The sequence below is a fragment of the Burkholderia sp. WSM2230 genome (genome assembly GCF_000472445.1).
In the GTDB taxonomy this organism is placed as follows: domain Bacteria; phylum Pseudomonadota; class Gammaproteobacteria; order Burkholderiales; family Burkholderiaceae; genus Paraburkholderia.
In genome coordinates, this window is sequence record NZ_AXAJ01000002.1 from 282,481 (window position 1) to 295,265 (window position 12,785).

A 12,785-nucleotide genomic window follows, 5' to 3' on the forward strand; every position below is an offset into this window, starting at 1 on the left:
CCCCTTGCTCCCGCTGACACCCTCATGAATACCGTTACGCTCAAACCGTCGAAAGAAAAATCGCTGCTGCGCCGCCACCCGTGGGTCTATGCGAACGCAATCGACCGCATCGACGGCCATCCCACGCCCGGCGCGACGGTGCTGGTGCGCGCTCACGACGGCCGGTTTCTCGCGCGCGCCGCCTACAGCCCGCACTCGCAGATCCGCGCGCGCGTGTGGAGCTTCGACGAAGCCGAGCCGATCGACCATGCTTTTTTCAAGCGCCGCGTGCAGCGCGCACTCGCGCATCGTCAAACGATGGTGCGCGACACCGGCGCCGTGCGGCTGATTTTCGGCGAAGCGGATGGCCTGCCGGGCCTGATCGTGGATCACTACGTCGCTGAGGACGAAGGTCAGCGCAGCCAGCTCGTCTGCCAGTTCATGGCGGCGGGCGTCGAGGCGTGGAAGGACGCGATCGTCGCCGCGCTCGTCGCCGCGACAGGTTGTCCGAACGTCTACGAGCGCTCGGACGTGTCGATTCGTCAGAAGGAAGGCCTCGAGCAGATCACCGGCGTGCTGGCGGGCGAGCCGCCGTCGGAAACGTTGATCGCAAGTGAAAACGGCGTGCGCTACCACGTCGACATCCGCAACGGCCACAAGACGGGCTTTTACGTCGACCAGCGCGACAACCGTCTGCTGGTGCAGCAGTTCGCGCAGGATCGCGAGGTGCTGAACTGCTTCTGCTACACCGGCGGCTTCTCGCTGGCGGCGCTCAAAGGCGGCGCGAAGCGGGTCGTTTCAATCGATTCGTCCGGCGAGGCTTTGGCCCTCGCGCAGCAGAACGTGGCGGCCAACGGCTTTGACGCAGAGCGCGCGACCTGGCTCGACGCGGACGCCTTCAAGACGCTGCGTCGCCTGTACGACGAAGGCGAGCGTTTCGATCTGATCGTGCTCGATCCGCCGAAATTCGCGCCCTCGCGTGAACACGTGGACCGCGCGTCACGCGCCTACAAGGACATCAACCTGACCGGGTTCAAGCTGCTGCGCCCGGGCGGCCTGCTTTTCACGTATTCGTGCTCCGGCGCCATCGATCCCGAACTGTTCCAGAAAATCGTGGCCAGCGCCGCCGCGGACGCGCGCGTCGATGCGCGAATTCTCAAGCGGCTGGGCGCGGGCGTGGATCACCCGTTGCTGACAGCCTTTCCGGAAGGCGAATACCTGAAGGGCCTGCTGTTGCAAATCGCCTGATCGCCTATAACTTCACGGTTATTTCGCAGTGAAGCGCGGCGCGGCGGCGGTTTCCGAATGCGGCCTGCCAGCGCCGCGCGGGCAGATATGTTTCAATAACCGGCTAGACAGGCTGCGCGCCGCGAGGCCGCCGCGCCCGGCTCATGCATCCCGTTATGCATACGATTACGCATCGTTTCACGACTACATAGGCGAACAACATGATTCCAGTCACCATCCTGACCGGCTTTCTCGGCAGCGGCAAAACCACCCTGCTCAAGCGCATCCTGAACGAAAAGCACGGCATGAAGATCGCCGTGATCGAGAACGAGTTCGGCGAAGAGAACATCGACAATGAGATCCTCGTGCAGGACACGAGCGAGCAGATCATCCAGATGAGCAACGGCTGCATCTGCTGCACGATCCGCGGCGACCTGTCGCGCGTGCTCGGGGATCTCGCCGCGCAAAAGCAGTCGGGCAAGCTGGACTTCGACCGCGTGGTGATCGAAACCACCGGCCTGGCCAATCCCGGCCCGGTCGCCCAGACGTTCTTCATGGACGACCAGATCGCCAGTGAATTCCTGCTCGACGCGATCATCACGCTGGTCGACGCGAAGCACGCGAACCATCAACTGGACGAGCATGAAGTCGTGCAGCGCCAGGTCGGTTTCGCCGATCGGCTTTTCATCACGAAGTCGGATCTCGTCGACGAACAGCAGCTCGCCGATCTGCGCCACCGCCTGCTGCATATGAATCCGAAGGCGGCGATCAAGATGGTCAACTTCGGCGACGCGGACATCAAGGAAATCTTCGATCTGCGCGGGTTCAATCTGAATTCGAAGCTGGAGATCGACCCGGACTTCCTCGCCGAGGACGAGCACGCGCACAGCCACGCTCATGCGCATGACGAGCACGGCCACACGCACGATCACGATCACGATCACGACCACGCGAATTGCGATCATGACCATGGCCATTGCGACCACGAAGGTCATGACCACGGCCATCGTCATCACGCGCATCACGACGACAAGATCAAGTCGTTCGTGTACCGCAACGATCGTCCGTTCGATCCGAACAAGCTCGAGGATTTTCTCGGCGGCATTCTGCAGATCTACGGCGAGCACCTGTTGCGCTACAAGGGCGTGCTGTATATGAAGGGCGTCGACCGCAAAGTCGTGTTCCAGGGCGTGCATCAGATGATGGGCAGCGACCTCGCGGCCAAGTGGCAGCCTGCCGAGAAGAAGACCAACAAGATGGTTTTTATCGGCATTGAATTGCCGCAAGATCTGATTACCGACGGCCTCGACGCCTGTCTGGTCTAAGCGCATTTACACCGGATGACCTCGCTGAGCGCCAATGGTCTGCGAAAAAGGGCAACGGCGAGGTCAGCGGCGAGTGCGGCGGCCGGTGCCGGCTAAAGCACGAGAGCAAGCGGGCTTGCAAGCACAACGCGGCGGCAACCCGCCGCCGCGAAATGTGCGCTGACGCACACGTGTGAAAAACACGTGAAAACCCTGCTGTATTAGTGCGTGTCCAACCATCGCTTTTTGCTCGTTCGCGCGTTATATTTTCGGGATACCGGTGCGCCACAGAAGGATTTCCACCAGTTGCGGCGCCGGATTGTGATTCAGTTACAATACGTGCCCACTGGAGAATGAGAACGATTTGCCCGGTCAGTGCGCGGTGTTTACGTATTGCGCGCCGGGCCTGAAACGGCGCCGGAAAATCTTATCCGGGGAGCTCGCCGACAATGCCCGAGGCAGCCAGAGGAGATTCGCTGCCCGGGAGCAAATACCTCAGGAGCATTTGAGAACCGGTTTCCAGAGGAGTTCGGCCCCGCATTGGCGTTTTGACGCCCGAGGTGGGCGTGAGGCGCTTCGGCGTCACGACAGTTCATCGTCCGTGCCAGCCCTGTGCTCAGCGCCCCAGGCGCCTTGCGGGCAATACGAAAGTGCGGGCACTATGTAAGAGTTTTGCCTCACATTGAAGAAGTAAGCCAGATGACGACGAAACGACTCTTGACCGAAGCCGAAATCCTGAAGATGAGCGACAAGGATTACATGAATGAGGATCAGCTCGCTTTCTTCAAGAACAAGCTCGAACAGCTGCAGGCGGAAATTCTCCGCAATGCCGGCCAGACCACCGAGAACCTGCGCGAAACCGTGATCGTGCCGGACCCGGCCGACCGCGCAACGATCGAGGAAGAGCATGCACTCGAGCTGCGCACGCGCGACCGCGAGCGCAAGCTGCTGAAGAAGGTGCAGCAGTCTCTCGCGCGCATCGACTCTGGCGACTACGGCTGGTGCGAAGAAACCGGTGAGCCGATCGGCATTCCGCGTCTGCTCGCCCGGCCCACGGCCACCCTGTCGCTCGAGGCGCAGGAGCGCCGCGAACTGCGCCAGAAGCTGTTCGGCGACTGAACGCCGGCGGCGCGGCTTCGGCGCCGCGCCCACAAACGCTGCTTCGTCGAGAGGCGCACGGTGATCCGTGCGCCTTTTTTCTTTTGTCCTATGCCATTCGCCGGCTCTTGATATGCCCGCGCGCGCCCTAAAATAATTCCGACATGCGCTGCACGAGCGCGCGAGGCGGGTCACTGTTCGCGCCGCGCGCCGTCCGCTTCCAGGCATTCATGCGGTCGCGCATCGCGCTGCCGCGTCCTACCCGCTTTGCAAAGAGGAACGCATATGGAGCAATTTCACGGCACGACAATCGTCTCCGTGCGCCGGGGCGACAAAGTCGCGCTCGGCGGCGACGGCCAGGTGACGCTCGGCAACATCGTCATGAAGGGCGGTGCCAAGAAGGTCAGGCGCATCTATAACGGCAAGGTTCTGGTCGGCTTCGCGGGCGGCACGGCCGACGCGTTTTCGCTGCTCGACCGCTTCGAGGCGAAGCTGGAAAAGCACCAGGGCAACCTCACGCGCGCCGCGGTCGAACTCGCGAAAGACTGGCGCACGGACCGCATGCTGCGCCGTCTCGAAGCCATGCTGATCGCGGCCGACGCGACCACCACGCTCGTCATCACCGGTAACGGCGACGTGCTCGATCCCGAAGGCGGCATTTGCGCAATCGGCTCGGGCGGCGCTTATGCGCAGGCGGCCGCGAAGGCCCTCGCGGACAACACCGAGTTGTCGCCGCGCGAAATCGTGGAGAAGTCGCTGGAGATTGCTGGCGACATGTGCATCTACACGAACCATAACCGCGTCATCGAGACGATCGAGTAAGGACCCACGATGAGCACCATGACCCCTGCCGAGATTGTCTCGGAACTCGACAAACACATTATCGGCCAAGGCCGCGCGAAGAAAGCGGTTGCCGTGGCGCTGCGCAACCGCTGGCGCCGTCAGCAGGTCGAAGAGCCGCTGCGTCAGGAAATCACGCCGAAGAACATTCTGATGATCGGACCGACCGGCGTCGGCAAAACCGAAATTGCGCGGCGGCTGGCCAAGCTCGCGGATGCACCGTTCATCAAGATCGAGGCCACCAAATTCACCGAAGTGGGCTACGTGGGGCGCGACGTCGACAGCATCGTGCGTGATCTGATTGAGATTTCGGTCAAGCAGACGCGCGAGTCGGAAATGCGCAAAGTGCGAACCAAAGCCGAAGACCAGGCCGAAGACCGCATTCTCGACATCCTGCTGCCGAGCGCGCGTCCGGTCGGTTTCGGCTCGAGTTCAAGCGCCGCGGATACCGCCGACGAAGGCAGCACCACGCGCCAGACCTTCCGCAAGCGTCTGCGCGAAGGCTCGCTGGACGACAAGGAAATCGAGCTCGACGTCGAGCAGCCGCAGGTCGGCATGGACATCATGGGGCCGCCGGGCATGGAAGACATGACCGAGCAGATCCGCTCGATGTTCGCGAACATCGGCGGCGGCAAGAAAATGCGCCGCAAGATGAAGGTGAAGGAAGCGCTCAAGGTTCTCACCGACGAAGAAGCCGGCAAGATGCTCAACGACGAAGAGGTGAAGACCAAGGCAGTGCAGAACGTCGAGCAGAACGGCATTGTGTTCCTTGACGAAATCGACAAGATTGCGTCGCGCAGTGAAGCCGGCGGCGGTGAAGTGTCGCGCCAGGGCGTGCAGCGCGATCTGCTGCCGCTTGTGGAAGGCACCACGATCAACACCAAGTACGGCATGGTGAAGACCGATCACATTCTGTTCATCGCCAGCGGCGCGTTTCACCTTGCCAAGCCGAGCGATCTGATTCCCGAGTTGCAGGGACGTTTTCCGATTCGCGTGGAACTCGATTCTCTGTCGGTGAACGATTTCGAGTCGATCCTCGTGTCGACGGACGCGAGCCTCGTCAAGCAATACCAGGCATTGCTCGCGACGGAAGACGTGCATCTCGAATTCGCCGACGACGGCATTCGCCGCCTCGCGGAAATCGCTTATTCGGTGAACGAAAAGACAGAGAACATTGGCGCGCGCCGTCTGTACACGGTCATCGAAAAACTGCTCGAAGAAGTTTCGTTCTCCGCCGGCAATCATTCCGGCAAGACGGTGCAGATCGACGCAGCGTATGTGGATCGTGCGCTAAACGAAGTAGCAGAAGACGAAGATCTGTCGCGCTACGTGCTGTGATTTAAAGCAGAAGTGACGATGCTAAAACGGGCTGCCTGTAAAGGGCGGCCCGTTTTTCTATTCGTGCGCGTGAGGCGGATGGGAGTGCCAAAGCGGCTTTGGAGGCGTGGGACCGATGAGAGTTCCAAAGCGGCTGCGGATGTCAGCACAGCCGCCGCACCGAGCAGCACGACACGCCGGCGCTCAACCGCAAGCGCAAGTCACAAAGCACCGCCTACTGCTTGACCGGCCGCTTCGCGAGTTTCCTCTGCAAGGTCCGGCGATGCATGTTCAACGCACGCGCCGTGGCCGAAATATTGCCGCCGTGCTCGGCCAGCACACGCTGAATATGCTCCCACTCAAGGCGCGCAACGGAAAGCGGCGTGGGGTGCTCGATCGCCTCCTCGGCTTGCAGCGCGCTTGCCTCGCTTTGCAGCGCAGACAAAATTGTTTCGACGTTCGCAGGCTTCGCCAGATAGTTGTCCGCGCCGTCTTTCACCGCCTGCACCGCGGTCGCAATGCTGGCATAACCGGTCAGCACGAGCATGCGCGCGTCAGGTTGCAGGTCCCGCAACGGTGCAACGAGCGTGAGGCCGGAGTCGTTGCCAAGATGCAGATCCACCGTGATCTGGCTGAATTTCTGCTGGTTCGCGAGCCTGATCGCCTCGTCCGCGTTGTGGGCTTCGCTCACCGTATAGCCGCGCCGCGTCAAACCGCGGGCGAGGATGCCGGAGAACACCTCGTCGTCGTCGATCACCAGAAAATTCATTTCGCTCATGCCTGTTTCTCCGTGTTGGATGGCGCGGCGCCTTGACGGCCCGTGCCGGAAATTTTGCGCTCGGTGAGCGGCAGCCGCAAAACTGCGCGCGTGCCACGCGGCCTGGTCGCATTGACGTCCGTCAATTCGATCGACCCTTTCAGACGCGCCGCCGCCGAAAAGGCCAGATAGAGCCCGACGCCATGCCCGCCCTGCGTGCTTTCCACCGGCATCGTACCCAGTGAGCCGCGCAGCGCAGCCGGAATGCCGGGGCCCGCGTCGCAGACTTCGAATTCGATCTGGTCGCCGCGCGCCGTCAAGCTGCACGACAGCGTGACGTGATCGCGGCTCGCGCGCGCGGCGTTGTCGAGCAGGATCGTCAGAATCTGGCTGACGGCTACCGTGTCCTCAAGGCTGACATCCGCAGGAGGAGCGCCCAGCCGCTCGAACTTCACATGCGGATGGCGCAAGCGCCATTGATCGGCGAACGATTCGAGCCACTCGTCCACCGGCTGACGATTCGTGGTGGTCGTTGCGCGGCTGCGCAGCCTTGCGAGCGCCGACGTGCAAAGGCTCATCTGTTGCTCGAGCAGTTCGAGATCGGCGCTGTAGGGCGCGAGCCCTTTGTCGGTGCGCGCCGCGTCGCGCAGTTCTTCGGACAGCATCGCAATTGTAGACAGAGGCGTGCCGATTTCGTGAGCGACGGTGGCGGCCTGGACCCCGAGCGCAACTGCGCGTTCGTCGTGAAGCAAGCGCTGCTGCGCTTCTCCGAGCGCTGCGTCACGTAGCCGCAGGGCTCGCGACATACGAGCAACGAACCACGCGATCAGCCCCACGCTCACCATGAAGTTGACCCACATGCCGGCGCGGAAGTAGTCGAACAGGTTCGCGGGATTGTCGAGATTCAAGGGCACCGAATCGAAACCGAGCACCGCGTAGCAAGCCACGGCGAACGCGGCGAGCCAGGCCATGAGTTGCCACGGCAGCACCGCAGCCGCAATCGCAAGCGAAGGCAGATACAGCGAAACAAATGGATTCGTGGTGCCGCCCGACAGAAACAGCAACGCGGACAACGCGCCCAGATCGACCCAGATCTGGCCGAACAACTCCATGTTCGACTCGGGCCGCTGCTGCGCGACGCGCCACCAGGTGAGCGCATTGAAGATCACTTCGAGCGCAATGACGAGCAGCATGGCCGGCAACGGCAAATGCACGCCGATGAATATCTGCACGACCGCAATGGTCAGCAGTTGCCCGATGATCGCGAGGCTGCGCAGCCAGAACAGATGGCCGAGATTGACGCGGCCGGTGTTGGTTATACGATGCATGACTTCAATTTACCCGTTCGGACGCTTCCGAATGATGTCGCCGCCGGGCGGCGTTACCATAGCCGCTTTGTCAGCGCGCGGGCCGGTCGTTCGGCTGCGGTCAACCATGGTCAACTCTGACATCTCGTCAGCTTTCCTTAATTTTATGCGGCAAGCCGCCGCGGCTCGCCACAACGGCGCGCGCGAGCACGAAGCGCAAGCGCTTCATGCAGCAGCGCAATTCCATCCGCTCGACGACGAATCGCTCGCCTCGCTCACGCACGCATTGATCCAACAGCGACGCCACGGCGACGCGATCGAACTGGCCGCCATTATTGCGCAACTCGACGAGCGCAACGCATATGCGCATTTTCGGCTCGGCTACGCATATCAGATGGCGGACCGGCATGACGAGGCCATTGCTCCATATCAGCGCGCGCTCGTGCTCAATCCGGCGTTGCCTTCTCTGCGCTGCAATCTCGCGGGCGCGCTTGCCTTTACCGGACGTGATCTGGATCAACAAATCGCGCTGCTCGAACAGGCGGTCCAACACGATCCCGCCGACGGCAACGCGTGGATCAATCTCACCGACGCCTATCGCAAGAACATGGATTTGCCGCGCGCGCTCGAAGCCGGCGAGCACGCTGTGCACTGCGCGCCGCTTAGCCCGCTTGCGCACAACAACTATGCGCTGACACTCCGCGAAGCGCAACGCTGGGCCACGGCGGTCCAAGCCGCGCAAACGGCATGCGCGCTCGCACCCGCTGATGCTGCAATGCGCTCCAATCTCGCGATGCTGCAACTGATGCGCGGCGATCATGCGAACGGCTGGCTCTCGCATGAAGCGCGCTGGAGCGGCTCAACAGAGCTGCGCGGCAATCGTCCCGCGCTGCCAGCCCCCACCTGGCGCGGCGAGCCGCTCGGCGGCAAGACGCTGCTCGTGTGGGGCGAGCAAGGCATGGGCGACGTGCTGCAGTTCAGCCGCTACATTCCACTCGTTGCCGAGCGTGTGCATCGCGAGGGCGGCCGCCTCGCCTGGAACTCGTTTCCGCAGATGGGCGCGCTGCTCGTGCGCAGCCTGGGCCGTCATGTCGACCATTACTCGGCCGGCGGCGGCGTCGAAACGCTGCCCCCGTTCGACTTCGAGATTTCATTGCTGAGCCTGCCGTTTGTTCTCGGCACCCGCGAGTCCACCATTCCCGCAGCCACGCCCTATCTGCACGCGGACGCCGCCGCTCTCGAACGCTGGCGCGACCGGCTTGCCGCCGAGCCGAGGCTCAAGGTCGGTCTGACATGGACCGGCAGTCACACGCACCAGCGCAATCCGTTTCGCCGTGTCGGCTGGGAACGCTATGCGAAGCACTTCGCGGGCATGCGCAACGTGGCGTTCTACTCGCTACAACCGGGCGCGGGCGCCGAGGTGAATGCCGCGCAGGCAGCCGGTCTGCCGATAAACGACTACACCGCCGAATTCGCCACTTTCGACGACACCGCCGCGTTTGTCGGCGCGCTCGATCTCGTCATTACCGTTTGCACCTCGGCCGCGCATCTGAGCGGCGCGCTCGGACAGCGCACATGGGTGTTGCTCGACGTCAACCCGCACTGGGTTTGGCTGACCGGGCGACACGACAGCCCCTGGTATCCGGGCACGACGCTGTACCGTCAGCCGCGATTTGGCGAGTGGGAGCCGGCGCTGGAGGCGCTCGCCCACGATCTGGATGCGCTCGCGGCCCGGCACGTCTGCCCGCGACGCTAGCCGCGGCGGCTTTCATTGCACGAAAAACCGCTCACGGCGATCCGGCACCTGGCTCCGGCTGAGCAGCCCGCGCAATTTCAGCAGCGAGGCATTCCGGGCAAAGGCAACGGCCGGACGGGTCGAGTCGTTCGCGCGGCAGCGCCGGCATCTCGCGGCACCAGCACTCGAAAGGCTCGGCATGCATCGCGCAATCGAATGCATTGCCGCAGCGCGGGCAACGCGCGCTGCCTGGTGGGCTTGAGGCGGACGGTTTCATGACAGGCGGACGTTCTCGCGGGAGCATCGACGAGGAAATGATGCCACGGCTCGCGTCCTACTGTGAGTCGTCCATTTGGCCAGTTCACAGACGCGCGGGCTACGCGGTACGCTTGGCCGTCGGATGGCGCTGCAAACTCCGGTTGCGCAGCGCGGAAACCGCGGCGTTGCGCGCCGCCGCCGCGCGTGTCGAAAACCCTGTTGCAGTGCGCCAGTCCTGTACAATTCGCCCTGTTTCAACTGTTCCGTGCCCGAGCCTGCCGCCATGTCCGAGCTTCCCGACCTTTCGCAGATTGCGCCCACCCTGAAGGCTGAAATTCTGGCCGAGGCGCTGCCTTACATTCGCCAGTATCACGGTAAGACCGTGGTCATCAAATACGGCGGCAACGCCATGACGGAAGAGCGGCTCAAGCAGGGCTTCGCGCGCGACGTGATTCTGCTGAAGCTGGTCGGCATCAATCCGGTCATCGTGCACGGCGGCGGTCCGCAAATCGACCAGGCGCTGAAGAAGGTCGGCAAGCAGGGCACCTTCATTCAGGGCATGCGCGTCACTGACGAAGAGACGATGGAAGTCGTCGAATGGGTGCTGGGCGGCGAAGTGCAGCAAGACATCGTCACGCTGATCAATCACTTCGGTGGTCACGCCGTGGGCCTGACCGGCAAAGACGGCGGGCTGATCCACGCGCGCAAGATGCTGATGCCGGACCGCGACAATCCGGGCCAATATGTGGACATCGGCCAGGTGGGCGAAGTCGAGGCAATCAATCCGGCCGTGGTCAAAGCGCTGCAGGACGACGCGTTCATTCCTGTCATCTCGCCAATCGGTTTCGGCGAAGACGGGCTGTCGTACAACATTAACGCCGACCTCGTCGCGGGCAAGCTGGCGGTCGTACTGAACGCTGAAAAGCTCGTGATGATGACGAACATTCCCGGCGTGATGGACAAGGAAGGCAATCTGCTCACCGACCTGTCCGCGCGCGAAATCGACGGACTGTTCGCCGACGGCACGATCTCGGGCGGCATGCTGCCCAAGATCTCGTCAGCGCTGGACGCGGCCAAGAGCGGCGTGCGCTCGGTGCACATTATCGACGGGCGTATCGAACATTCGGTGCTGCTGGAAATTCTCACCGAACAGCCGTTCGGCACGATGATCCGCTCGCATTGATCCCTGTGTCATATCCGGCAAATGGGGCGCGCTGCTGCAACGCCGCCTCATGTGCCGGCCACGCCGGCTGTGCGGCGTCTGCGCGGTGCGCAGTCATGGGCGCGTTGTGCCCCGGTCACGGCCTGTCCCCGTCATCGCTTCGTCGCGCGCTCGTCGCGGCGCCCGGCGCCTGAAGCGCTAACTTCCCATGCGAACTCCGACTTTCCGGCGCCGTCGTCCGCAAATCGCAGGTGGTCGCCCTGTCTGGCTGTTCGATCTGGACAACACGCTGCACCACGCATCGCACGCAATCTTTCCCGCGATCAATCAGGCGATGACGCAGTACATCGTCGACGCACTGCAAGTCGAGCTCGACGAAGCGAACCGTCTGCGCACCGGCTACACCCAACGCTACGGCGCGGCGCTGTTGGGCCTCACGCGCCATCATCCGCTCGATGCAGACGACTTCCTCAAAGTCGTGCACACGTTTCCCGATCTCGGCTCGATGATCCGTCATGAGCGCGGCGTCGCGCGTCTTGTCGCGGCGCTGCCTGGCCGCAAGATTGTGCTGACCAACGCGCCTGAGGCATATGCGCGCGCCGTGCTCGCGCAACTGCGCATCGAGCGTCTGTTCGAGCAGGTGATCGCCATCGAGCATATGCGCGACCGCCGCCGCTGGCGCGCGAAGCCCGACCACGCGATGTTGCGCAAGGCCATGCGCGACGCGCATGTGTCGCTGAAGGACGTGGTGCTCGTCGAAGACACGCGCTCGCACCTGAAGAACTACCGGCGGCTCGGCATCCGGACCGTGTGGATCACCGGCCATCTGCCGCGCAAACCGCATGCGGACGGCGTGCCCACGCGGCTGCCGGGCACCGGCCGGCCGCATTATGTCGATCGGAGCATTCGTTCGCTAAAATCGTTACGACTGAGCACCCGCTCGGTTCGATTGAAGCGCCAGCAGACGGGACGACAGCCATGCAGCCGATCGACAAGCCTGACGAAGCCCTAGCCGAACACGCCTCCGCTCACGACCCCGCTCTGCCGTCCGTCGCACGCGCGCAGCGCCTGAAGCCGGGCGAGCGCCGCGTGCATATCCTGCAGACGCTCGCCGCAATGCTCGAAGCGCCGAAAAGCGAAAAGATCACCACCGCCGCGCTGGCCGCGCGGCTCGGCGTGTCGGAAGCCGCGCTCTACCGTCACTTTGCAAGCAAGGCGCAAATGTTCGAAGGACTAATCGAGTTTATCGAGCAGACGATCTTCGGCCTGATCAATCAGATCGTCGACAAGGAAAACAATGGTGTGCTGCAAGCGCGCGCCATCGCGCTGATGCTGCTGAATTTCTCCGCGAAAAATCCTGGTATGACGCGCGTGCTGACATGCGAGGCGCTCGTCGGCGAACATGAGCGGCTGACTATGCGCGTCAACCAGATGCTCGAGCGCGTCGAGGCTTCTTTGAAGCAATGTCTGCGCTTGGCCGCGGTAAGTACCGACGCCCCTGTGCAAAACGCGCCGGCGCCCGTTCCGGCGGACTACGATCCCGCCGTCAGGGCAAGTCTGCTGTTGAGCTATGTGATTGGACGCTGGCATCGCTTTGTCCGCAGCGGCTTTGTGCGCATGCCGGCCGACGAGGCCGATCAGCAATTGCGCGTGATCCTTCAATAGGCCGCTGGGAAAGCGCGCGAGCCGGCAGTCAGACGTTGACGCGCGGAATTTTCCGCTATACTTTGCGCCTGACTGCGGCCCTGCATCTCCCTCGAACACCTCACAGGCGCCGCACTCCAGAACTGAATACGTCATA

12 protein-coding genes are annotated in these 12,785 nt (G+C 62.8%); 9 read left to right on the forward strand and 3 right to left on the reverse strand.

Features of this window, described 5'->3' with window-relative positions:
• Positions 1 to 24 precede the first annotated feature (24 nt).
• From A3AC_RS0106785 to hslU, 5 genes are all read left to right on the forward strand, one after another.
• Positions 25 to 1,227, forward strand: a complete 1,203-nt coding sequence (locus tag A3AC_RS0106785) for a class I SAM-dependent rRNA methyltransferase (protein ID WP_025598029.1) — start codon at positions 25 to 27, stop codon at positions 1,225 to 1,227.
• A 200-nt stretch (positions 1,228 to 1,427) separates the two neighbouring features.
• Positions 1,428 to 2,531, forward strand: a complete 1,104-nt coding sequence (locus A3AC_RS0106790; RefSeq protein WP_025598030.1) for a CobW family GTP-binding protein — start codon at positions 1,428 to 1,430, stop codon at positions 2,529 to 2,531.
• Between the two features lie 678 nt (positions 2,532 to 3,209).
• Complete coding sequence (gene dksA, locus A3AC_RS0106795) at positions 3,210 to 3,629, forward strand: RNA polymerase-binding protein DksA (protein WP_006050516.1); 420 nt, start codon at positions 3,210 to 3,212, stop codon at positions 3,627 to 3,629.
• 264 nt (positions 3,630 to 3,893) lie between these two features.
• The gene (hslV, locus tag A3AC_RS0106805) at positions 3,894 to 4,430 is read left to right on the forward strand and encodes an ATP-dependent protease subunit HslV (protein ID WP_006050517.1); all 537 of its coding nucleotides are present in this window, start codon (positions 3,894 to 3,896) and stop codon (positions 4,428 to 4,430) included.
• Positions 4,431 to 4,439: 9 nt separating this feature from the next.
• Complete coding sequence (gene hslU, locus A3AC_RS0106810) at positions 4,440 to 5,786, forward strand: ATP-dependent protease ATPase subunit HslU (protein ID WP_025598031.1); 1,347 nt, start codon at positions 4,440 to 4,442, stop codon at positions 5,784 to 5,786.
• A gap of 214 nt (positions 5,787 to 6,000) precedes the next feature.
• On the opposite strand, the gene A3AC_RS0106815 is transcribed toward hslU, so the two are convergent.
• Both A3AC_RS0106815 and A3AC_RS0106820 read right to left on the reverse strand, forming a co-directional pair.
• Positions 6,001 to 6,543, reverse strand: coding sequence for a response regulator transcription factor (locus tag A3AC_RS0106815; protein ID WP_006050519.1), 543 nt, complete (start codon positions 6,541 to 6,543; stop codon positions 6,001 to 6,003).
• A complete protein-coding gene (locus A3AC_RS0106820) occupies positions 6,540 to 7,850 on the reverse strand; it encodes an ATP-binding protein (protein ID WP_025598032.1) in 1,311 nt (436 codons plus the stop codon). Before A3AC_RS0106820 ends, A3AC_RS0106815 begins: the two co-directional genes overlap by 4 nt.
• 106 nt (positions 7,851 to 7,956) lie before the next feature.
• Between A3AC_RS0106820 and A3AC_RS0106825 the strand changes: the two genes are divergently transcribed.
• On the forward strand, positions 7,957 to 9,585 hold the full coding sequence (locus A3AC_RS0106825) for a tetratricopeptide repeat protein (RefSeq protein ID WP_025598033.1): 1,629 nt from the start codon (positions 7,957 to 7,959) through the stop codon (positions 9,583 to 9,585).
• Between the two features lie 31 nt (positions 9,586 to 9,616).
• Here A3AC_RS0106825 and A3AC_RS29830 read toward each other — a convergent pair whose 3' ends face one another.
• Positions 9,617 to 9,841: a cysteine-rich CWC family protein gene (locus A3AC_RS29830; protein WP_084515399.1), complete on the reverse strand. Its 225-nt coding sequence runs from the start codon at positions 9,839 to 9,841 to the stop codon at positions 9,617 to 9,619.
• A 264-nt stretch (positions 9,842 to 10,105) separates the two neighbouring features.
• On the opposite strand from A3AC_RS29830, the gene argB reads away from it, so the two are divergent.
• The 3 genes from argB to slmA all read left to right on the forward strand — a co-directional run bounded on the left by argB (position 10,106) and on the right by slmA (position 12,649).
• Positions 10,106 to 11,005: an acetylglutamate kinase gene (gene argB, locus A3AC_RS0106835; RefSeq protein WP_013337747.1), complete on the forward strand. Its 900-nt coding sequence runs from the start codon at positions 10,106 to 10,108 to the stop codon at positions 11,003 to 11,005.
• Positions 11,006 to 11,192: 187 nt separating this feature from the next.
• Positions 11,193 to 11,996: a pyrimidine 5'-nucleotidase gene (locus A3AC_RS0106840; RefSeq protein ID WP_025598035.1), complete on the forward strand. Its 804-nt coding sequence runs from the start codon at positions 11,193 to 11,195 to the stop codon at positions 11,994 to 11,996.
• Positions 11,963 to 12,649, forward strand: a complete 687-nt coding sequence (slmA, locus tag A3AC_RS0106845) for a nucleoid occlusion factor SlmA (RefSeq protein WP_025598036.1) — start codon at positions 11,963 to 11,965, stop codon at positions 12,647 to 12,649. Before A3AC_RS0106840 ends, slmA begins: the two co-directional genes overlap by 34 nt.
• The last annotated feature ends 136 nt before the right edge of the window (positions 12,650 to 12,785 follow it).

Excerpts from the sequence above, each read along its gene's own strand:
- A3AC_RS0106785 (WP_025598029.1), top strand. The coding sequence starts at position 25 with ATGAATACCGTTACGCTCAAACCGTCGAAAGAAAAATCGCTGCTGCGC.
- A3AC_RS0106790 (WP_025598030.1), top strand. The coding sequence starts at position 1,428 with ATGATTCCAGTCACCATCCTGACCGGCTTTCTCGGCAGCGGCAAAACC.
- dksA (WP_006050516.1), top strand. The coding sequence starts at position 3,210 with ATGACGACGAAACGACTCTTGACCGAAGCCGAAATCCTGAAGATGAGC.
- hslV (WP_006050517.1), top strand. The coding sequence starts at position 3,894 with ATGGAGCAATTTCACGGCACGACAATCGTCTCCGTGCGCCGGGGCGAC.
- hslU (WP_025598031.1), top strand. The coding sequence starts at position 4,440 with ATGAGCACCATGACCCCTGCCGAGATTGTCTCGGAACTCGACAAACAC.
- A3AC_RS0106815 (WP_006050519.1), bottom strand. The coding sequence starts at position 6,543 with ATGAGCGAAATGAATTTTCTGGTGATCGACGACGACGAGGTGTTCTCC.
- A3AC_RS0106820 (WP_025598032.1), bottom strand. The coding sequence starts at position 7,850 with ATGCATCGTATAACCAACACCGGCCGCGTCAATCTCGGCCATCTGTTC.
- A3AC_RS0106825 (WP_025598033.1), top strand. The coding sequence starts at position 7,957 with ATGGTCAACTCTGACATCTCGTCAGCTTTCCTTAATTTTATGCGGCAA.
- A3AC_RS29830 (WP_084515399.1), bottom strand. The coding sequence starts at position 9,841 with ATGAAACCGTCCGCCTCAAGCCCACCAGGCAGCGCGCGTTGCCCGCGC.
- argB (WP_013337747.1), top strand. The coding sequence starts at position 10,106 with ATGTCCGAGCTTCCCGACCTTTCGCAGATTGCGCCCACCCTGAAGGCT.
- A3AC_RS0106840 (WP_025598035.1), top strand. The coding sequence starts at position 11,193 with ATGCGAACTCCGACTTTCCGGCGCCGTCGTCCGCAAATCGCAGGTGGT.
- slmA (WP_025598036.1), top strand. The coding sequence starts at position 11,963 with ATGCAGCCGATCGACAAGCCTGACGAAGCCCTAGCCGAACACGCCTCC.